Source organism: Oceanobacillus saliphilus (assembly GCF_023522835.1).
In the GTDB taxonomy this organism is placed as follows: Bacteria; Bacillota; Bacilli; order Bacillales; family Amphibacillaceae; genus Oceanobacillus; species Oceanobacillus saliphilus.
The window spans coordinates 1-21,730 of sequence record NZ_JALCZU010000009.1 but is presented as its reverse complement, the minus strand read 5'-3'; the positions used below and the strand labels follow the sequence as shown (position 1 = coordinate 21,730).

Sequence of the window (21,730 nt, the reverse complement as noted above, 5' to 3'; positions counted from 1 at the left end):
CCCTTATATATTAATCCAATATCTTTTTTCTTCTTTCCTAATCTCAAAGCCAATAGATTTATAATGTTTTAATGCAGATTCATTTTTTGTTTCAACGAGAAGCTGTATGTAATCAAGATTGCATTTTTGTAAATAACGAATCCCTTCTATTATTAAATGACTTGCAAGACCACGCTTTCTCCAATCAGGCTTAACAAAAACATTTTCTATTGTGCCTATATTCTCATCTGCCTCCTTCCAAGCCATAACACTTCCAATGATTTCACCCTTGTAAAGTAGAGTCCATAAATGCAAGTTGCCACCAAGGTAGAAAAAGTGTTACGAATGTCACAAATAGCTTCCCTCTCATTCTATTAAATAATTTAGAAGGAATATTTCTGGCTGTATGACTCAAAATCATCTCACTTCCATAAAGTTTGACTATTTCATCTAACATTTGTTATATTCGATTATATAATCGAACTTCCCTGCACTTTGGATAAGAAAGGAGCTGTTTATACATGTCAAATGAAGTCTCTATCTTCATTATGGACGTAAGTAATTCGTCTAAAGAAAATATTGGGAATGAATTAAGTGAATATCTAGAGCAATTAAAAAATAGCATTGCTGAGTGGACACAAAATATTGGTGTGACAAAGGTTAGTCACCGTGCTGGTGATGAATTGGTAGTTATAAGTAGTGGCTATGCATCGGCATATACACTTGCTTTCTATATTAGCCGTATTTGGAAGTTTAGCAATCATAAGCCTTATTTCGGTCTATCGTTTGGCAATATCCAAGATGATTTAAGTGCAATAAACATAGAAACATGGATTCATCCACTAATGAAACAAGCAAGAAATGCTAATGATCACTTGAAAAAACAACAGAACAGATCGCTATTTCGCTTCGCATTACCTCGTTTATCAGATAAACAAGGCTTCACTGTTTTTAGCAAAGAATTTGAAATATTAATTAATACAAGTTTAACCCTCAAGCAAGCGCAAATGGACGAGCAAACCGATATACAATCTCTTGTATGTTCTTTATATTTAATGCTCGGTCAACAAAATAAAGTAAGCAAATATCTTAAACGAACATCCTCTACTATCTCCCATCATATGAAACAGGGTAAAACGCAAGTCATCTTGCATGCTTTTTATGACATTGTTAAGGTGCTGGATTTATTAGGTACGTCGGATGAGCATCAACTAACGGATAAGCTGCAAACAACCATTCGAAACCATGTAATAAACCAAATAAACGATTACTTTCCGAAAGAAAGGAGATTATAATGACTGTACTATTGTTGCTTCTTGCGCATTTGGTTGCTGATTTTTGGTTGCAATCCGATCAAATGGTGAAAAATAAAATAAAACATTTAAAAAAACATATACTTCATCATTTGCTGACAACAGGAATCGCACTTACCATTATATGGGGTTATCAATACGCGTTTCAACATATAATCAACTATTTTATTCTACCTTTTGTTTTTATTATTATCACGCATCTTTTGATTGATTTGTTAAAAATAAAATTAACAGACTACATTCCAAAAAGCGCAACAGATAATATGAAAAAGCTCGGATACTTTCTTTTGGATCAAGCATTACATGTCATAATGATACTCATCTCCTGTATTCTTTTCTTTCATATGAAAGCTACAGAAATGGTGACAAGCCTTTTAGACTTGAATGGGGCAAGTAGTTTAAACCTGTTCAACACAGTATTATTTATGATCATCATTTTTATTTTGGCAACAAGTGTTAGTGGTCATATCGTAAAATATATTATCGGTTCATTACCATCAGAACTTGCAAACTTTGAAGGTGAACTGACATTGAAAAATCAAATGAATGCTGAAAAAGAAACTATGCTACCTAAGACAGAAAATAGCTTTACAGAGGAATATCATTACTTTACATACTCCACCCCACTTCGTTCACGCGGAAAACTCATTGGCTATATAGAAAGATTGCTAGTTATTACATTAACAGTGATTGGCGCATATCCGTCTATTGCTTTTATTATCGCTGCCAAGTCGATTGCACGATTCAAACAGTTAGATGATCGAAACTGGGCGGAATATTTCTTATTAGGTACACTATCTTCTATTTTACTAGGATTAGTGCTCGGTCTTGTTGTACAGGGATTTATTATGTAAAAGATAAGGAGCCATTAACTAAATTGGTTCCTTAACAAGCTATCAGAACCGCAGTTAACCCTCTTGTTCTTTCATTTCTGACTTATGGTTAATCATCGTGCCTCACCATATATAAGTTGAACTTAATCCCCAGTATATCTCTATTACTCTATATGTATCGTAATTCCAGCTCTATTAAAAGTTTCGTTACACTTATTTTCTTTTCTCACGTTTGTAAATAATTGTATCAGTTTCTCTTTTGGAATCGGCTGATAGTCGTTTGTATTTTTTGTTCCACTTCTTTGGCAATTTGAAGATCCAAAATTGCGCAGCTTTTCTGGCTCAATTGATACCTTATTTTGGATTTAACCATCCTCTGCCTCTTGAAAGAAGTTTCGTGGCCCGGAAGCACTCCGTTTTAACCACCTTTTATTTAAAATAATTACTAATAAGATAGTATATATCCCCGAGGATTTTTTCACTAAACTAGTTTAATTGATATTTTGGTTACATAATTGATAATAGCCTCATCCTATAAACTCGATCTTTCTAGAGAATTTTAGCATTGCCTTGGAATTCAACCTCTTTGTTTTTAAAAAAAGGACCCATATTATATTAAACTGAATGACTCAATTGTAGAATGTTAAAATTTTTTATCTACAAACTCGATTATTGAATCCTTAAATATCACTATTGAAACTAATATACAATCAAAATTTCACAGCTGACGCCCCCCATCGTATTTAATCTTTTAAAAACATACTTGGCCCTGGGATTGGTCAACAATTGCAAGATCCAAGCGTTCTGTTTGTTCATTTTTTGTATTATACCATTGGAGAATTGATTCCTTATCAAAATCCGAACCGCTTTCTGTCAGTTTTAATACTTCATGGTCTTTTAAGCATTCTTCCATTAGAAAACTTGGTTGTCACCAAGCCTTTCGGTGACAGCCTTAGTTGCACTTATGCAGATAGGAAAGTTTTATACTTTCCTATCTGCTAAAAAGAAAGTCTTCACCCTTGAACGATCTGAGAACAACTTTCTCCCCTTCTATTATTGGTTTATGATCTAGATATACCAATCCACTTCACTCCCTTAATTTATTTAGTATTTACTCGCAATTATTCGCAGGATCTCTCCCCCTTTTTTCGTTAATATTTGAATAGTCAGAAACTTACAGAGTTTAGAATTTTATGTCTCAAGTATAAATAGTATAGACTTTCATGTCCTTTTACAGAAACATCTATTTAGAATGGTTCGCTTATCCCCCATCAATTCTAAAATAAATTCATTACCAAAGTTAATTATTGAATAAGGATGTGAAATAAAGCTGATTCGAATAATCTTCATCCTCTTTCACATCCTTATTCTTTAATGACTACTATCTTTTTTGTTCAGCCGCTATTGCATCTGCTTTCGTTACATGAACAGTGCCAAATGGATGTTCTGGTGGTGCGTAGATTGTATAAAGTTTAAGAGGCTTATCTCCCGTATTCGTCAGATTGTGCCATTTACCAGCAGGAACCATGATTGCATAGTCATCATAGACCCTTGCTTGAAAATCCAATCGATCCTGCCTGTCACCCATCTGAACCAATCCTTGCCCCTCTTCAATACGTAAAAATTGATCTACCGCTGGATGAATTTCTAAACCGATATCATCTCCAACCGCGATACTCATCAATGTAACCTGTAAATTACTACCTGTCCATAAGGCAGTTCGAAACGTACGGTTTTGTTTGGTGGCTTCCTCTATATCCACTACAAATGGACGTGAACCATAATCTCGTATCTCCATTCCATCTTGATGTGATCCTAAAGAACTAAATCTCTTAGCTAGATTAACTTCTTCCGTTCCAGCCTGTAAAAATACCTGTTGAATTGGTGGTTGCTGTGTACGCTGATAGCTGTTTCGGTATTCCTCATGAGCCTCTAATATTGCTTCATAAGCTTTTTGTAGTCCCTCTGAATAAGAGCTAAACGTAACGTTATCGATTTCATAATCAGGCTCACGGCCAGTGAACGATCGATAAAGATCAGTAAATTGCTGCAGAAGCGCTTTTTCATTTTCCACGGCATGGAGAATTTCTTCCTTATCCTGTTGATTTGGCGCAATATCCGCCAAACGACTATAAAATTCAACTGTGCTTGCTTTCCCTTTTATCGCAGACTGTATAGCATCCAATTCTTGTTGACTATGTTCTACAAAATCTCCTGACATAAACTCCTGGTTAGACGAGGGCGCGTTTACGTAATACGGATACATATTAGAAGAATCGTACATTTTGTTCATTCCTTTCATGAATACTAAAAACATCCTATGCACGATGTATAGGGAATGTGCCTCCATAATAGATGTGCGATTTATTATTCAAAAGATAACATACGTGTAAACCATAGCTCTATGATGAAAAATAACTCAATATCTTTTGGATACACCCTGCTTAATTCTGCTAAATCACTCATTTTTAAAAAAATATTGTTACCAAGCATTTCAGCGACAACCTTCGTTGCACTTATACAGATATGAAAGTTTTAGACTTTTCTATCCGCCAAAAAAAGCTGTTCCTAAAGCGTAGTCATTACTACCTTTTGGAACAGCCTTTTCATGACGGCTATTTAATTGATCTTCAATATTCGGCAATTTTTAATATAATACAATTTCCCGAAGGATCATAGGTCATAAAATCATTGTATTGTCGTTTAATATCTGCACCAATACGCTCTAAATTTATTACTGTATGTTTCAGAGCTTCCTCATTCGGCAATAGAAGTGTATAAGATTCCAGACCCGGGCTGTTTACAGATGGAGCAGGTGCACCCACTCCATTCCACGTATTTAACCCAATATGATGATGATACTTACCGGTGGAAAGAAATAGCGCCTGTGCCCCATATCTGTTTACGATATCAAAGCCAAGTCCCTCTACGTAAAATTTCTCTGTCTTTTCCAATTCAGCAACATGCAAATGGATATGGCCCATTACTGTTTCTTCGGGCAGGCCATTCCATAACTCCCCCTGTTTCAAACTGGATGAAAGGTCTTCAAAATCGAGTGGATCCACTGCCATTGCAACTTCTCCCTCATTCCAGCTCCAAACAGAAGGATCCCGATCTATATAAATTTCAATACCGTTACCATCCGGGTCTTTTAAATAAAGGGCTTCACTGACAAGGTGATCGGATGATCCAAAACGGATTCCTTTTTCACCAAGATAATTTACAATACCAGCTAAATCTGATCTACGAGGCAATAGTATGGCAAAATGATATAACCCAGTCGTCTTTCCTTCTTTTGGAATAACATTTTCCGGCTGTTCCAATGACAATATACTTGTCCTGCCATCTGTTGTTAATACAGCTGTTGTTTCCGTTTGTTCCAAAATTTGAAAACCTATTATCTCTTTATAATAATTTAGTGAGCGCTCTAAATTTTCCACCTTAATCCTTACATGACCAACAAATATATTTGGTTTCCGATGAAAATTGATAGAAATTCCTCCTTTATGTATATCTTATTATATTTTTACTTTATAGTTACTTTATGTAAGTAAGTTTACTTATGTTATTATATTTTGTCAAGTCATGATAACGAAGCTGTATATACTTTAGCAGACGTGGTGGTTGTCACTATCCTTTCGGTTACAGCCCTCGTAGCACTTATGCTGGTTGGTAAGTTTATACTTTTTCACCTACCCAAAAAGGACGATTCAGCTAAATGAAAAATCGTCCAATTATGCAATTAGAAAGGATTTTTACTTAAAACTCCCTCACATGCCTATAAAATAAATAATTACTAGTAAGCGTAAAGATTAGTTAGAAACCTTGGTAATACCTTCGTTGCACTTATGCAAGTATGAAAGTATAAACGTTCATACTTGCAAAAATAGACAGACGCCCAGTACTTAATACAACAGTACTACATAGTATACAATGTAAAATGAATAGGAGGTTTTATTTAAAATGCAACGACAAGATGGTATGAATATGCAACATCCAATGGCTTATCCAAGTATGAACGAGATGCCTATGCAAATGCATGAAGGTACAATGGGAGACTATAGTCATGGTCATAGTCACCACAGGGAAATGTTTGATTTTTGCAATAAGCACAGAGATCACTATGTCATGGTGGAAACAACTGATGGAAAAGTGTACGATGGGATAATTATTAATGTAGATGCCGAAAATGTGCAAATCCTTATGCCTATGGGTGACCAACGCCCTGAGGATTCAAATGAAAATGGTGAAAATAGGCAATTTGGTTTTGGTGGAGGATTTGGCTACCCTCCTTATGGCGGCTTTGGTCGGGTTCCTTTCAGATTTAGAAGATTTCGCCCTTTCCCTTTCCCTTTTCTTGGAATTAGAAGATTGTTTTTCCCATTCTTTTATTAATGAAGATTTTTTAGATATTGCCTGTTGAAAAACTGCGTTTGAACGATTTCCTTTATTTAAAGAAATACTAAAATGATTCGTAACTTAGAATTTTCTCTATAACATAACATATGATTGAGTGATTATGTTATGTAGTAACTATGACTATTTTTAATGAATAAATTTAATTTTTTCCGCTTCTTAGTAAACTTATGCATATTGGAAAGCTTTATACTTCCTATAATGCGAACAAGAGGAAGCTACCTTATGTAGCTTCCTCTTAGTATTTAACGATATTCCTTGATTTGTTCATCTGCAGCAGCCATCCGCTCATATTGAAGGAGCTTTAATTCGAACAGGGTAAGTGGATCGCGATAAACTTCCGGATTTTTTCGCATATCACTTAGCGTATTCTGATTTTCCTCTATCTCATTATGTGTTTCCTCCAAGGTTACATTCAGTACTTCCAATGGATTCGCGAAAAACATATTTATATCCCGTTCCAATGAATTTTCGAATATCTCGAACTGATGCATAAACTGATTTGTAATTGATTCTGCTGTTTCACTATAATCTTTGTTTTCGATGAATTGCTTATATTTATTTTGAAGCATTCCTTTATTTTGCGAAAGGGCTCCAAACAGTTTCCCTGCACTTTTAAATAAAAATTGTGAAGGAGTGGAACGCGTCAGTATACTGGCTTTTTGGAGGTTTATTTTACCTCTTGTCATCCGGTCTGCATCACGGCGCCAATCATCTAGCACTTGAAAGTCACAATCTAGCGCAATCTTTTCTTCGCCGTAAAGTTGATTAAAGCTTCTGCTCAATTCATGCAAATTTTCCTGGCTTTCTTTGAACTCCAATTCACTTTCCACTATCCACCCCTGGATTGCGGTTCGAAAATCAGGTAAGACCTTTTCTTCTATATAGTTAAAGATTTGATGATTCATTTCTTCATTAAGCTCAACATGGATTCTTTCAAAATTACTATCTTCTTTCACTATTTCAGAGGAGTCGCGAATAAGCTCCGGTATTTTGCTCTTCAGATCCTGGCTCATTTTTTGTTTGATTTCGCTATATGACGTGTTAATGACCTGAATTTTTCCCTCTTCCATATCACTTAACTGATTAACCGCTCCTTTGAGCTTTATAACCATCTCTTCATTCCATTTGATTTTTTCAATGTATGCCTTTTCCATTTCTATTCGTTTCTCAAGCATAAACTTAATTGATTCTTTTATATAATAAAGAATTTTTGTTGTACGTTTCTCTTCCAGCTTCTGCTCATTCTTTATCGTCCCAATAAATTCAGACAATTCACTCCATCCATCCACATCTTCATCATGTGCTGATAAACCAAAGAGCTTTGCATGCGGAAAATACGTATTCACAGTCGATACAGTGTGTTCAATTAATTCATTCGCTTCCTCGTTGTTAGCTGAGGTTTCCATTTTATTTAGAACGAAATGCATTGTCAGTTCTGGTGCCTGTTCCTTCATTTGAATTGCCATATCAAGCTGATTCGCTGTCAGTGGTGCGTCCCCACTTAAGACAAACACCAGGCTGTCCGCGAAATGTAAATCTTTGAGCATATCATTCTTCTCTTGATTCTTATCTGACAATCCAGGAGCATCAATTAGAGCAATCTTATTTTCATTTAGGAATGAGAACGGCGTCTTCACGGAAATAAGTGTATCTTGTTGTTTCATTGTTGATTTATAGTCGGCATCGTCGGATATGCTTTTTACTTCTTGGTCCGTTATGGCATGAATTTCCGCTTCAAGCGTATCTTTAAATAGGATTGTAGCTTGAGAAGAAGGTTCCAAGAATTCGCCTCCAAGAAGGTTGTTAATAAAAATCGTCTTTTCATGCGATTCGGCTGCCGATACAAGCAGGTGATAATGATTGAAATCCTGAAGTTCTCGGATTATCCATTCAAGGCGCTCGCTCAAGAACACACCGTTATCCTTTGCCCATTTCCCGATTGTTTCAAAAAGATTCAGCGCATCTTCCATAACATTTTGATCAACAGCAGATTGGCTCACCATGCTCTGTGCTTTACTAATCATAGATTCATCAATGGAGGAAGGAAAGATCTCATTCCAGGCCAATGTAGCTGATGAAGAGATTAGGGCATCTGAAGGTGTACATATTTTCATCCAATTGGTTAATAGATTCGGAATCAGACGCGACAAGTCTCTAATTAGATACCTTCCATCCGTTAAAGTAAAATAGGTTTCTTTATAGAGCGTTGAAAGCTTCTTCCATGTATGGTAGCTTTGGGGTTCCATGTCTAATAAAAGGTGATTGATTTCCTTAAGCCATGGGAAATACAGTTCATTTTGTCTGTAACTGTTCCAAAGTTCGGCTGTAAGGCTTTCGAAACACGACTGATCCGCATGATATAGCGACTTCAGTACTTCCTTAAAATAATTCGGCTCCATCGTTGCAGTGTGGCCCATTTTCACGTATGTTTCCAATACCCTGAACCATGTCAGTGAACCGGTTCGTATGGACTCCTTGACAGCAAGATGAATCGCATTTTCGAAATCCTGCTGATCCTCAAAGAAAGCACGGGCCATATCTGTCACATCCGGATAATCCGGATTTAAGTTAACTGCCTTTTTAATGGCATGAACCGCCTTTTCAAGTTTTCCGAGCTGAGTATACAATGAAAAAAGCTGTAGAAGGACTTCTGTTTTTAAAACATCTGAATCCGTTTCAACTGCTTTATAATAGTCTTCTGCAATTGCAAGCAAATCTAATTCAAAATGCGCATCTGCTATATTTTTCTGTGCCCAAGGCTTCAAATCATTTGAAATATTTTCCCATTTAAAAATTGCCGCTTCGAAATCTTTATTTAAAAAATATACCTCTCCTTGAGAATAGCGGATGGACGATAAATCAGTCACTTCATTTTGTTGTTCCGCCATATACATTTCACCCAAAACTTTCATTGGATGCATCGTTTCATTATCACCAATCAATGTTTTATAATAGGATTTACTTATTAATTGCTGCTCTAATGTCATGTTGATCCCCCGCAATGCTTTTTAGAATTTTACGATACAGTGAAACAGTGAGATTTCTTTTTCCCAACCTACACGTCTTGTTATTTCATCCCGTAGAGTTAGGGAGTTACAATCCCGTTCATGCTTGATAAAAATCTTTTCTTTAGAAAATTCGTTCTGTCCTTGGTGTTTATGACCAAAATCCCATTGTTATAAGCAATTTATACCATAATCAGCAGGAACTAGAGTAGTTTATATAAGTGAATGTAACTTCAGTAGACAGAGCTGTCTGTTCATTTTGGAACAAAGTCCTTCATTACTGGGTTAGCACAATAACTATGTATATTCCAGACAAGAATTATTATGTTTATAATCATTGCAGAGGGCTTTGTCCAACTAGTGACGAAGCCCTTCTGTATCTATTCTGTTAATATCCTTCCTGATCACCTTCTAGAACAGATGCTTCAGGAGCAGTGTCCTCATCTTCGACTTTCTTGAAGCCTTTATCCAATCTTCCGGCATTTTCAATGTCGCCAGAAGCCATGTAACCGGCGATTTCTGTATTGGAAGTGGTCCCATACAAACCCATGCCACCTAATTTTACATTTATTTTCTGTTCATTGCGCTCTTTTTTCTTATCCACATTTTTCACCTCCTAAAGGTAATATAACCAATGGGGATTCAATATATAGATTAGAAATACAGCATCAATCTGTAAACAGATTGATTTGAACGAAATAAAGTGAAACATACTGTACATATTATCTAATGAGGTGATAAAAATGGCAAATGATAATACAACTAACGATTTACCGAAACAGGATAAAAAAGAAAGAATCAGCGTCCAAGCTGGTATAACCACCGTGACGGATAATCGAATAACCGGAGACTCGATAGATGAACATCGCAGCTTAGAGTCAGCGAATACATTTATCGCTGAGAAAGAGATTAAACAAGCATTTCACAACTCCTAGGTAAAGGCTACTTGCTTACAAGCTATAGCGCAAATTGGTGGAAATTGAAGGAGTAAGTACTGATTTACGGATTGCTTACTCCTTTTGGATAATTGAAACTTGACTACTTACGGAGCGTTTTTCTTCAAAATCAAATGGAATTTAGAAGAAAAGACTTGAAATAGCCGATGTTACATTGGCTTCTTTGTATGCTCTTTCCCGATTTTAATCCTATTCATGCAAAAAATACAACATTCCTTTTAGTGAGAACTTTGTTGTACATAGACAGTTTCATTGCTCCTTAGAGATAGTAGAACACGTGGCTGTCATCATGCCTTTCGATGACAGCCACGTTGCACATAGAATAGGAAAGTTTAATACTTTTCTATCTGCTAAAAATGAAAGAATCTATTATTTTCCTCTATATCGTAGGTTAATCCTCGTTCAATGCGACTGCTGCTCGTATTAGTATGGTAAAAGAATCTCGGTTAATTTCTTCCATGTTTTTAATTCTAATATGCCTCATTGTTTTTCCATTTCCTTGCAATAGTTCATCCATGTCTTTCACCTCAAGTTCATTCCCTTTATGAAAACCGAGATTCACATGTTTTTTGGAAGCTTGCAAATAGCAAACCAATCCATTATACGAATAGTTTGGCATGGACCATTTAAATTCTTCTTTTAGCTCTGGGGAAGATTTAAGAATGATATTTCTCAAAGTATCGGTAATTGTTTGAATCTCATCTGGCAATTCCTCAATAAATTGATCAACTTCTTTTACGGTTCTTATTTTATCAGCCATTCGTCGCTCCTTCCAAATCCTATTTAGATTTAAAACCACTTTCATGTGATGAACATCTTATCTGTAAGTATACCTCACTTTAATAGAGGAGGAAAAAGCAAAGGGGTTTATTTGATTTCCATACCTTTCCGTATATGTCTTCGTTGCACTTATGGAGTTCGTAAGTTTTATTCTTTTTATACTAGTGGTAGCGGACCGCTCCCCACCGCGTTTACTATCTGGAAAGGAAAAGGGAATAAGCATTGTTGCTTATTCCCTAACGGATTAATATCCTGAAACTTCTTTTCTTTCGTATGCAGCAATTACTTTTGATAATGCTTCCTGCTCCGCTTCACTTAGTGGAATCAGCGGAAGGCGCACTCCCCCAACACGTATGCCAATTCTGTTCAATGCTTCTTTTACCGCAGTTGGATTTGGTGCTGCAAACAGAGCTTGCATTACTGGTAAAATCTGACGATGGATTACAGCTGCATCGGTTACTTTCCCATTATAAAAATGCTCTATCATTTCCTGCATCTCATTTCCGATAATGTGAGAGGAAACAGAAACAATCCCCGTTCCACCAATAGCCAATGTCGGTAATGTTAAACTATCTTCACCTGTATAGACACTGAAATCTTCGGAAGTATGACTGATAATTTCCGCTGTATGATCCAAATTACCACTTGCTTCTTTTACAGATACAATATTTTTTATTTTTGATAGACGAATAATCGTTTCCGGATCTATGTTTACTACACTTCTTCCCGGAATATTATACAGCATTACAGGCAGTGAGGTGTTTTCCGCAATGGTACGGAAGTGCTGATACATTCCCTCCTGAGAAGGTTTATTATAGTATGGTGCTACAAGCATAATTGCGTCTACCCCTGCCGCTTCCGCTTGTTTAGTCAATTCGACTGATTCTTTTGTATTGTTGGAACCCGTACCAGCAATTATAGGTACTCTGCCACCTGCTGCTTTCACAACAAATTTAAATAACTTTAATTTTTCATGATGTGTCAGGGTTGGTGATTCGCCAGTTGTTCCCGCTACCACCAATCCGTCTGATCCATTTGCAATCAGGTAATTAACTAATTCTCTAGTTGCTTCAAAATCAATTTCACCAGTCTGATCAAATGGCGTTACCATCGCTGTTATTACTTTACCGAAATTCATAACTTCACACACCCTTTTATTAGAATTGTTTAGCATAGGTGTGGAGGACCAAAATAAAAAGCACCAACGAGAGCCGTTGCTGCTTAGAACGTCTGTAATAGTTCTACGCTTGATAGCCCTCCATATAGTCACCCTATATGACAGTCCTGCATCTATTCAATGACAGCACCAGCTTCAGGATTATGAGTTTCCATCCGCTTCGGCAAATTCCCCTTTCCTCATGTATCGTTGGAGCTCACACTCCTCCACATAAGTACTAATGGTTTCTGCACCTCTATCCTTACTTTAAATATCTTAAAATAAGAAAGTATTCAATTGATATGTGTATTATAACAATAACCTCACACAAAAACAAACTTTTTAATGAAGAATCATATAGGTGTACGAAATCCAAGTATTTTTTGGAATTTGACGTGGTATAATAGGCTTGAATTATAATAAACAAACAAGTTGGAGGTAACATGCTTACATTTGAAGAAAAACTAGCAATTATTGAATCCTATCCGGAATTAGAACGTCACGATGTATCCCTAGGTCGTGTTAATTTTCATTTCCCCGAAAGTGTTATGGAAAAGAAAACCATCGTATACCATCTTCACCCGAATGGTAATGGATTTGTCTATGCTGAACAGATAGATGATCATTATACTGTCGATTCTAAAGGAATGGTCAACATTCGTGATTTTAGCCCAGATGCGTTGCATAAAATCATAAAACAATCTATAGAATCCCTTTCTGAATCAGAACCTTTTGAAGAAACATGGATAAACAGTGAAAAACAAATCCTTAAGATAGTCGAGGATTTTGATTTATGGAACGTCTATGCAGGAGATTTACTGGACGGAACTTATGCCACCTATAATGCTGCGGCGGATTACCTTCATCAAGAAGGCTTTAGAAGATTGACAGATGAAGTGGAATAACGTGAAACTTCATTATAGTAGGGTGTTCTTTCTCCCAACTGAATAGTAACCACTAGTATAACCGAATGGCACATGAACAGGATCACGAATTAATCGGCTGTTTATACCACAAGGGGATAACATAAGGCCCGCTCCCACCTTCACGTGATAGTTTCTTACGCTTAGAAGTAGGGATTAAGCCAGTTAATGCATGGAAAAACTAAAATGAACCTTACTTTTTATAAGGTTCATTTTTTATTTGCAGGTAAGATGGAAAAAAGAATAACGTTATTTCTTATTAACTACCGCTTCGAATGTAATGGATTGATTTGATTTCGTCGGATATTGTCCATATTGATAATCTGCTGATATTACGATATCTTCAAAACCAACCTGTTCAAGAAGTATTTTAAACTCTTCCACTCCATACCAGCGAAGTGGAAAACGTTCTAATTCTGTTTGTATGAGTAAACCATTTCGCCACTTTTCATAGCGATTGTGAGATATTGTGTACTGGTTGATATAATCAACTTCGACTATTTTAGATTCTAATGTAATCATATCCCCATTTTTAGTTTCCCATGTTCTTGTAGATACTTCGTCAATTGTTACATCTGTTTGCAAAAAGGTATCTATAATAAGCTTTCCACCGTTTAAGAGATGATCATAGAAATTCTTTAATGCTTGAATAGAATCCTCTCTTTTGTGTAGTAATAGGAATGTTCCAGTTGGCACAATAATAGCTTCATACTTTGTATCTAATGAAAATGACTCCATTTTCTCTTCAAATAATTTTGGGTCAAACCCTCTTTTTTTACAATTATTACGACATATCTCTAACATTTCTGCTGAAACATCGAAGCCATCAACTTTTAAGCCTTTTTCTAAAAGTGGAATGAGGATTCGACCCGTTCCAACTCCTGGTTCAAGAATGTTACCCTCACAAGATGCTAACCTATTACTATAAAATTCTACATCTCCAAATGAAAGACCAATATATTTGTCCAAATCATAGACTTCTGAAGAAAGTTTACTATAATAACCTAACATGAATTCATTCTACTCCTTCTTGTGTATTTCTTAGTCAGTCATAATAACAACATTATTTGCTTGTATGATCGCAGAGGTTGTCATATATAATGAACTTTGAAAAACTGTAATATAATTCTTGTTGAATTGAATCATATAATGTCCCAGTCCTTCTCCCCTTTAGAATTACTTGAATAGTTTAAATAACACCGTCTTCATAATACCATCATAAAAGATTGCATCCAAGTCTTTTAAAGGTTTTGCACCATTATCTTAAACAGATTACTTTCAGGCAGTTTCGAAATTCTTTGCTGTTTATTTAATGTTTAATGAAATGGAAAAGGTACTGATGAATAACAGCACCCTTGCTCTGATTGGACCTATAATTTTAATCCCCACGACTGCAATAGACTCTATAACCTGGCAGATAAAGCCTCTTTCGATAAGATGATTTGGATAGTACTCGGTGAAGCATTAATAATTTATGGATGAGGAGTACTTCGTATCATACTTTTAATTCTTTGGAATTCCTGACCAATGCTATCTTATTGCGATTTAATATTTTTTCAAGGATTTCTTCTACATACATGGAAAAAGCGGGATGGGTTCGCTGTCTCGGTCTCGGTAACCGAATAGGCTGATTTACGCTAATGACACCATCTTCAATTAATATTACCCGGTCAGCAATAGCAACAGCCTCTTCTACATCATGCGTGACGAGAATCGATGTAAACTTTTTCTCACTCCACAATGATTCGATAAGGTCCTGCATCTCAATTCTCGTGAGTGCATCAAGCGCACCGAGTGGTTCATCCAATAAAAGCAGGGAAGGATTATGAACGAGAGCCCTTGCCAAGGCTACTCGCTGCTTCTGTCCCCCGGAAAGCTTAGACGGCCAGTCGTTCATCCGATCTTCTAATCCGACTTGCCTCAATGCATCAATAGCTTTTATTTTGAATTCGCTTGAAAGCCCAATACTTACATTATCAATCACCCGCTTCCAGGGAAGAAGGCGTCCATCCTGGAACATGATTCTTGCATATTTATTTATATCATGTAATTGTTCATTGTTTATACGTATGAAACCATCATGATAATTTTCAAGTCCAGCAATTAAACGCAGTAAGGTGCTTTTACCACAACCACTCTTTCCGACAATTGCTACGAACTCCCCTTCTTGTATCGTTAAATCTAATCCTTTGAGAACTTTCCGTTCGCCATAGATTTTGTGTATATTATGAATCATAATATATTCTTTCTTCCTGGGCTGTTTCACGGTGGATTACCTCCTAAAACGTTACTAATTTTATGCATTCCACTTAAGTAACTTTGCCTCCAGATATCTGGCGATGACATCTGATAACTTCCCAAACAAGGCATAGAGCAGAATACTCAATACAATGACATCCATTTGCATAAATTCTCTTGCGTTCATTGCCATATATCCGATTCCGGTATGGGCAGATATCGTTTCAGATACGATAAGTGTTAACCACATCACTCCCAATGAAAAACGGATACCTACAAGTATCGATGACATTGCGCCGGGCAGAATGACCGTAACAAACAGTGATATTCCTTTTAGTCCATATGCACGCCCCATCTCCACTAATCCTTTATCGACATTTTTTATGCCATGATACGTATTGATATATATTGGAAAAAGAACGCCCAATGCAACTAAAAAGATTTTCGATGTTTCCCCTATTCCAAACCATAAAATAACAAGCGGGATTAAAGCCAGGTGAGGGATATTTCGCAGCATTTGAATGGATGTGTCAAAGAAGAGATCCGCAGACCGAAATATTCCATTTAATAGACCAAATATGAACCCTATTACACCTCCGATAAGAAATCCGGCTAATGCTCTTCCAAGACTTATCGATATATGGCTGAATAATTCCCCTGTTGAGAAAAGTTCTATACCAGCTTGCATAACTTTTGTAGGTGCCGGCAAAATTCTCTCCGGAATAGCTCCCGCCCATGAGAATACTTGCCAGCCTACAAGCAATAAGAGGGGTAAAAACCAGGGAATGAATTTTTTTATTGATTCCATCATCATAAACTTCACTTGCCCCACCCTCCTTTCTTTCATTAATGCTTACTCATGACATCCTTAACATCGATTTCGCGTGGGATAATATCCAGCCTGAAAAAGGTATCAGCAATTTCCTGCTGCTCTTCAACGATTTCATCACTTAATGAATCTACACCATACACCCTACGTTCAACTGCAAGCTTAATTGAAGCTTCATCAATATTTAAAACAGGAACTAGCATCTCTATTAGCTCTTCATGATGGTTATTGGCCCAGACAGATGAACTTTCGATTTCATCCAAAATGATTTCAATTAAATCTTCATGTTCCTCTGCGAACGTCACATTTGCTATAAAGAAATCCCGATCGGTTGTAAAACCCTCTCCATTGGCCAGAAGGGTTGCATTCATATTTATTTCCGTTGAAGAAGTAAACGGATCCCAAACTACCATTGCATCGGTTTGGCCTTGTTCAAAAGCAATTCTTGCATCACCCGGCGATAAAAACACGGGAGTGATATCTGTATAACGTAACCCTTCACTTTCCAATGCTTTTACGATGAGATAATGAGAACTTGATCCCTTAGCAAAGCTTACCTTCTTATTCTTTAAATCTTTAATTGATTTTATTTCAGAGTCTTTCGCTACTAAGATTCCGCTTCCCTCATACTTTGATTTCCCAGCCGCTACTGTAACAAACGGAGCGTCTGCCGCCTGGGCAAATATCGGCGGGGAGTTTCCTGTTCTCCCGAAGTCGATACTGCCCGCATTCAAAGCCTCAACCAATGCCGGACCTGCCTGGAACTCATTCCATTCTACTTTATAACCAACTTTCTCAAGTCGATCCTCAAGTGCTCCTAGAGACTTTAAAATAATCAATGGTCCATTTTTCTGATAACCAATTCGAATAACATCCTCATTCGATTTAGCTGACGAATCACTGATACTGCAACCAGCAAAAATAATGCATAGTATACTCATCAAGAACAGTGACAATTTCTTAAACATAATTACTAAAACCATCCTTGCTAAAATGTATTTTATATCTGTGTTTAGATTATGTATAAATTAAAAGTAGGTTCCTGTCTTGGGTAAAATGCCTAGTAAAAATATTCATTATTGTTATTGTAATTAGCTTCTGAATGCTGATACCGCAGGATAATTTATCTCCTTTCAGGAAAACTTAAAGGAGAAGCATTTACTAGGAGGATTTCGAAATGGGAGTACTTACTAATAAAGAACAGGAAGAGCCATTGCATTCCGGGGAAGTTTTTAATCTCTGGTCATACTTATCCAGTACTAAAGGAACGCTTGTGACGCTACAAGTTTTAATTAATCACTGTGGAGAACATGATTTAAAAACATTTCTGGAAGATCTTCTTGAAAATGTCTTAACACAGGAAGAACAGCAGGTGGAGACACTACTGAAAGAAGCTGGAATACGCTTACCACCCGCTCCACCAGACCGTCCAAACGTGGAAGTTCAGGACATACCAGCCGGTGCTAGGTTTAATGATTCGGAAATTGCAGTTCTGGTTCAAAAAGAATTAATGGCAGAAAGAATTTTATGCAGCTATATAACCGGTATAGCTAACCGAGAGGATTTACGGACGATGTTCAGTGAGTTTGGAGAACAAAAAGAAGAATATGAGCTCAAGCTGTTAAAGATTACAAAAGACAAAGGATGGATGGTTTCTCCACCATTAAATATAAAATAAAGTGATAATTCATCTTGTGGAGATTTCCTTTTCTCTCCCTGCTCAATTAACACAAGGATATGACACAAGGCCCAACTCCACCTTCACTGTTTGATTTGCTCACGCTTAGGGGGAGGAAGAGCACTACACTACAGCCCATAAATGCGGGATATAACTAGATATATTGCCAATATCAAGGAGCGGAGAGAAAGTGACAAAGAAAAATAAGGGTATGATTATTACTGCGATCGGATCCATCCCACTTATTATGACGCTTGGAAATTCCATGTTAATTCCAATATTTCCTAAAATGGAAGCTTCATTGGGTCTTTCTAAAATGCAAGTAAGTTTAACCATTACCGTTTTTTCCGTAGCTGCCGCCATCTTTATTCCGTTTGTCGGATACCTTTCAGACCGTTTTTCAAGAAAGATCATCATAATTCCTTCCCTACTTGTGTTTGGTCTGGGTGGCTTAATTGCTGGATTAGGTGCTGCATTCTTTTCTAATCCCTTTCTATGGATCATGATTGGAAGAACCATACAGGGTTTCGGCGCGGCCGGGACTTCACCAATTGCCATGGCATTGACTGGTGACCTTTTTAAAGGTGGGGAACAAAGTCGGGTACTTGGAATATACGAAGCTTCTAATGGATTGGGAAAAGTCTTATCGCCGATACTTGGTTCAATTTTAGCATTAATCGTATGGTATTCCGTATTTTTCACTTTTCCCCTATTAAGTGTTGTGTCAGCTTTGCTTGTTTGGATTTTTATTAAAGAAAAGAGCAACCGTCAGGCTCCCCCTCCTTTTCGGAAATATATAAGCGGTTTGTTGAGTGTATTTAAGCATGAAGGACGATGGCTTTTTACTACATATCTTGCTGGTGGAACTTGTTTATTTGCCCTATTTGGGATTTTATTTTATCTTTCGGATAATCTTGAAACAGAATTTAAGATTGATGGTGTTGTAAAAGGTCTGATTTTAGCAATACCATTGCTTGTTATGGTCATTACATCTTATATCACTGGAAGTAAAATTGGTAAGAATCTGGAAAGAATGAAACGATTAGCGTTGCTTGGTTTCCTCTTAAAGACAATTTCATACGGAACACTTGTCTTCTTCAACAGTCTAATCCCTTTTCTTGCAATTCTCGCTTTAAGCAGTGTAGGTGCAGGGCTTATCCTCCCTTGTGTAAATAGCATTATAACGGGAGCGGTCGGTAAAGAAAGGAGAGGATTTGTAACCTCTTTGTATGGTTCTGTCCGATTTTTGGGTGTGGCACTCGGCCCGCCCATATTTTCACGTTTAATGGATTGGTCAAGAACCGGCATGTTTTTGTCCATTGCGACCTTTACACTTATCGTCGGACTGCTCGTACTGCTTTTGCTTCATGTAAATGGAAAGGATGGAAAGGAAAAGAAGGTTACATCTGTGCGCTATAATTATTTTTAAGTAGCACCATCTTTACTTTTTCCGCCAGTTAAGTGTATAGGTATGAAAACATGTAATTTGGCATATTTGATCGATTATCTTTGTTGAGATCCATTGACTGATAAGTGCTAGGAGTAATATTTTCCAGTCAATTATTATGGCAGTCATTAAAAAAATGCATATATTCACAAGAAATAAAGGCTTTCCGGGAAGCATATTTCTTTTTTTAGATATAATAAGTGCAACTACTCCAACACCACCATTGGAGACTCCTTGCCGCATAAGAATTCCAATTCCAGTTCCAAGAAATACAGATCCTGCAACAACATCAAAAAGCAAACTTCTATTCGGTGAAAAACCTTGCTCAAATAAATGGAGGGATATCGATGTTATTGTTATCCCTATTACTGTCCAAACTGCGAATCGTTTACCAAGAATTTTTATTCCAAAAAAAAGCATGGATAAATTAACGATCCATAATGCCAAGCCTATATTGATTTGAAACCAATAGTTTAAAAGAACTGCAATCCCTCCAGCACCACCTGATGGTATATAATTTGGAAATAAAAATAGACCCATTCCAAACCCTTGAATAGTTCCTCCCGCTACTACTAGTCCAAATTTTGTTGCTAGCTGTTTCATTGGGTTCCTCCCGGATAATCGTATCTTCTCTTCTGTTTAAGGACAACTCTTTTCATCTTATTCAAAACAAAGCCAGGACATGAATAAGTCATTGATAAACTCTTGATAGTTGGGTAAACTCGTTTTGGCATTCCAGCCGACAAGCTTAAGTACAGTGGTGTTCTTTTTACATGAGGTAGTTTCTACTTAAGAGCGGGGGGAGTCCCTTTCGCCGGACGTTCAGAAGCGGAGGTTGACTTAATGCTAGCAAGGGCAGGAGTTTCTAGGAACCAGAGCTGGACGTAGGTAGCCATATATCTGTTAAATTAAGTGCGCCAAAATGTCCTACTTTGTTTATCTCATAAAAAAAGATTGCCCTATAGTAATTTTACTAATGGACAACCTTCGATTAAACACGTTGATTGGGAGCTTCAGTTACTTTTGAGGAGCAGCAGGTGTAGAAATACTGGTTAGTGCCTTTTCAGCTTCATTATCGTATTGTTCTTCCACAGCCAAGTCACCTAATGCAACCATACCTACAATTTGTTCATTCTCCACTACAGGCAACCGACGTATTTGTTGGTTGGCCATTAATTGTATAGCTTCAATAACATCCATATCAGGTGTTCCCTTTACAATTTGCTGTGCAGTCATGACTTCTGATATTGGTGTTTGGGCAGTTTCACCTTGGGCTGTAGAACGGAGTGTTATATCACGGTCTGTTATGATTCCAACCATTCGACCGTTGCTATTCACAACCGGCACAGCACCAATGTTATATTTACTCATCATTTCCGCTGCTGCCTTAATGGATTGTGATTCATTCACTGTGTGAACATCCGATGTCATGATATCCCGCAAAGAATGTTTCATCCAAAAACCCCCTTTCATTTCATAGTTTCATTCTATTTAAAGATAGTATGAAAGGAAATTTATTCCTCAATTGGATAGCTTATTATTATGTGTAAGTTAGCAGTACAACTATTGATAAAGCTATCCAATATCGTTAAATTTCATCGACAGGTAGAATTAAATAAGATTCTTTCTACCGTGATGTATAGGCTGTTTCCATACATTATTAGGCAAAACAGATCGCATAATTTGCTGCAACTGCAACGTATGAAACGTGATAAGAAATTGGTGAATTACAGATAGTAAGCAAACCGTAAATAGAAGTTGCTACAGAGGGTGATGCCATTAACAATTACTTCCATAAGAGCAAACTAAGTATTTTGAAGGGGGGACTAACTTTATGTGTTCATGAAAATTTAGAGACGGTTCGTGTCACCCATTTCTTTTTCAATAGAAGCTTTCCACACCAGGGTTTTTCACCACTTATGAGGGTAGATGAGTCTATACTTCCCTACTGCAACCCCGTACTGTGGGGTTGTTCGACTTGTCGATAATCAAATTATCCACAACCGAATAAATCTATAATTTTCTAGGCAATAAAAAAACAGGAGATACGATAAAATCGTATCTCCTGTTTTTTTATTGCCTGGCGGCGTCCTACTCTTGCAGGGGCAAAGCCCCAACTACCATCGGCGCTGAAGAGCTTAACTTCTGTGTTCGGGATGGGAACAGGTGTGACC

Annotated in this window: 21 protein-coding genes, 1 rRNA gene and 1 riboswitch; of the genes, 8 read left to right on the top strand and 14 right to left on the bottom strand. The window is 37.0% G+C overall.

What is annotated here, in order from left to right:
- Positions 1-3 precede the first annotated feature (3 nt).
- Positions 4-294, bottom strand: coding sequence for a GNAT family N-acetyltransferase (locus tag MN204_RS14560; RefSeq protein WP_249871810.1), 291 nt, complete (start codon positions 292-294; stop codon positions 4-6).
- A gap of 206 nt (positions 295-500) precedes the next feature.
- Between MN204_RS14560 and MN204_RS14555 the strand changes: the two genes are divergently transcribed.
- Positions 501-1,274: a hypothetical protein gene (locus MN204_RS14555; RefSeq protein ID WP_249871809.1), complete on the top strand. Its 774-nt coding sequence runs from the start codon at positions 501-503 to the stop codon at positions 1,272-1,274.
- Complete coding sequence (locus tag MN204_RS14550; protein ID WP_249871808.1) at positions 1,274-2,146, top strand: DUF3307 domain-containing protein; 873 nt, start codon at positions 1,274-1,276, stop codon at positions 2,144-2,146. The genes MN204_RS14555 and MN204_RS14550 overlap by 1 nt, the downstream gene beginning before the upstream one ends.
- Positions 2,147-3,506: 1,360 nt before the next feature.
- Here the strand turns inward: MN204_RS14550 and MN204_RS14545 are convergent.
- Together MN204_RS14545 and MN204_RS14540 are read right to left on the bottom strand one after the other, a co-directional pair.
- Positions 3,507-4,346 carry a cupin domain-containing protein gene (locus tag MN204_RS14545; protein ID WP_249871807.1) on the bottom strand — a complete coding sequence of 280 codons (840 nt, stop codon included), beginning with the start codon at positions 4,344-4,346 and terminating at the stop codon, positions 3,507-3,509.
- A 409-nt stretch (positions 4,347-4,755) separates the two neighbouring features.
- On the bottom strand, positions 4,756-5,616 hold the full coding sequence (locus tag MN204_RS14540; protein WP_249871995.1) for a VOC family protein: 861 nt from the start codon (positions 5,614-5,616) through the stop codon (positions 4,756-4,758).
- Between the two features lie 472 nt (positions 5,617-6,088).
- Between MN204_RS14540 and MN204_RS14535 the strand changes: the two genes are divergently transcribed.
- Entirely contained in the window at positions 6,089-6,520 is a 432-nt protein-coding gene (locus tag MN204_RS14535) for a hypothetical protein (protein ID WP_249871806.1), read from the top strand.
- Positions 6,521-6,786: 266 nt separating this feature from the next.
- Here MN204_RS14535 and MN204_RS14530 read toward each other — a convergent pair whose 3' ends face one another.
- Positions 6,787-9,531 (bottom strand): GTP-binding protein, encoded by a 2,745-nt coding sequence (locus MN204_RS14530; RefSeq protein WP_249871805.1) that lies wholly within the window; start codon positions 9,529-9,531, stop codon positions 6,787-6,789.
- Positions 9,532-9,937: 406 nt separating this feature from the next.
- Positions 9,938-10,153, bottom strand: a complete 216-nt coding sequence (locus MN204_RS14525; protein WP_249871804.1) for a hypothetical protein — start codon at positions 10,151-10,153, stop codon at positions 9,938-9,940.
- Between the two features lie 139 nt (positions 10,154-10,292).
- On the opposite strand from MN204_RS14525, the gene MN204_RS14520 reads away from it, so the two are divergent.
- Positions 10,293-10,484: a hypothetical protein gene (locus MN204_RS14520; RefSeq protein ID WP_249871803.1), complete on the top strand. Its 192-nt coding sequence runs from the start codon at positions 10,293-10,295 to the stop codon at positions 10,482-10,484.
- A gap of 412 nt (positions 10,485-10,896) precedes the next feature.
- Here the strand turns inward: MN204_RS14520 and MN204_RS14515 are convergent, their stop codons facing one another.
- Together MN204_RS14515 and dapA are read right to left on the bottom strand one after the other, a co-directional pair.
- Positions 10,897-11,265 carry a DUF1801 domain-containing protein gene (locus MN204_RS14515; protein WP_249871802.1) on the bottom strand — a complete coding sequence of 123 codons (369 nt, stop codon included), beginning with the start codon at positions 11,263-11,265 and terminating at the stop codon, positions 10,897-10,899.
- A gap of 264 nt (positions 11,266-11,529) precedes the next feature.
- Positions 11,530-12,423, bottom strand: a complete 894-nt coding sequence (gene dapA / locus MN204_RS14510) for a 4-hydroxy-tetrahydrodipicolinate synthase (protein WP_249871801.1) — start codon at positions 12,421-12,423, stop codon at positions 11,530-11,532.
- 105 nt (positions 12,424-12,528) lie between these two features.
- Positions 12,529-12,708, bottom strand: a riboswitch (Lysine riboswitch).
- Positions 12,709-12,884: 176 nt separating this feature from the next.
- Here dapA and MN204_RS14505 point away from each other — a divergent pair.
- Entirely contained in the window at positions 12,885-13,346 is a 462-nt protein-coding gene (locus MN204_RS14505) for a hypothetical protein (RefSeq protein ID WP_249871800.1), read from the top strand.
- Positions 13,347-13,613: 267 nt separating this feature from the next.
- On the opposite strand, the gene MN204_RS14500 is transcribed toward MN204_RS14505, so the two are convergent.
- Positions 13,614-14,375: a class I SAM-dependent methyltransferase gene (locus MN204_RS14500; RefSeq protein ID WP_249871799.1), complete on the bottom strand. Its 762-nt coding sequence runs from the start codon at positions 14,373-14,375 to the stop codon at positions 13,614-13,616.
- A gap of 301 nt (positions 14,376-14,676) precedes the next feature.
- On the opposite strand from MN204_RS14500, the gene MN204_RS14495 reads away from it, so the two are divergent.
- Entirely contained in the window at positions 14,677-14,805 is a 129-nt protein-coding gene (locus tag MN204_RS14495) for a DUF2619 domain-containing protein (RefSeq protein WP_306798720.1), read from the top strand.
- A 54-nt stretch (positions 14,806-14,859) separates the two neighbouring features.
- On the opposite strand, the gene MN204_RS14490 is transcribed toward MN204_RS14495, so the two are convergent.
- The 3 genes from MN204_RS14490 to MN204_RS14480 are packed head-to-tail and all read right to left on the bottom strand — an operon-like array spanning position 14,860 to position 17,399.
- Entirely contained in the window at positions 14,860-15,630 is a 771-nt protein-coding gene (locus tag MN204_RS14490) for an ATP-binding cassette domain-containing protein (protein ID WP_438804709.1), read from the bottom strand.
- A gap of 30 nt (positions 15,631-15,660) precedes the next feature.
- Entirely contained in the window at positions 15,661-16,416 is a 756-nt protein-coding gene (locus MN204_RS14485) for an ABC transporter permease subunit (RefSeq protein WP_249871992.1), read from the bottom strand.
- 32 nt (positions 16,417-16,448) lie between these two features.
- On the bottom strand, positions 16,449-17,399 hold the full coding sequence (locus MN204_RS14480; protein ID WP_249871798.1) for a sulfonate ABC transporter substrate-binding protein: 951 nt from the start codon (positions 17,397-17,399) through the stop codon (positions 16,449-16,451).
- A 209-nt stretch (positions 17,400-17,608) separates the two neighbouring features.
- On the opposite strand from MN204_RS14480, the gene MN204_RS14475 reads away from it, so the two are divergent.
- The gene (locus MN204_RS14475; protein ID WP_249871797.1) at positions 17,609-18,109 is read left to right on the top strand and encodes a DUF3231 family protein; all 501 of its coding nucleotides are present in this window, start codon (positions 17,609-17,611) and stop codon (positions 18,107-18,109) included.
- A 211-nt stretch (positions 18,110-18,320) separates the two neighbouring features.
- Positions 18,321-19,538 carry an MFS transporter gene (locus MN204_RS14470; protein ID WP_249871991.1) on the top strand — a complete coding sequence of 406 codons (1,218 nt, stop codon included), beginning with the start codon at positions 18,321-18,323 and terminating at the stop codon, positions 19,536-19,538.
- A gap of 12 nt (positions 19,539-19,550) precedes the next feature.
- Here MN204_RS14470 and MN204_RS14465 read toward each other — a convergent pair whose 3' ends face one another.
- The 3 genes from MN204_RS14465 to rrf all read right to left on the bottom strand — a co-directional run.
- Complete coding sequence (locus MN204_RS14465) at positions 19,551-20,159, bottom strand: YitT family protein (protein ID WP_249871796.1); 609 nt, start codon at positions 20,157-20,159, stop codon at positions 19,551-19,553.
- A gap of 414 nt (positions 20,160-20,573) precedes the next feature.
- Positions 20,574-21,011 (bottom strand): CBS domain-containing protein, encoded by a 438-nt coding sequence (locus MN204_RS14460; protein ID WP_249871795.1) that lies wholly within the window; start codon positions 21,009-21,011, stop codon positions 20,574-20,576.
- A gap of 623 nt (positions 21,012-21,634) precedes the next feature.
- Positions 21,635-21,730, bottom strand: a 5S ribosomal RNA gene (rrf, locus tag MN204_RS14455); the annotation flags it as partial.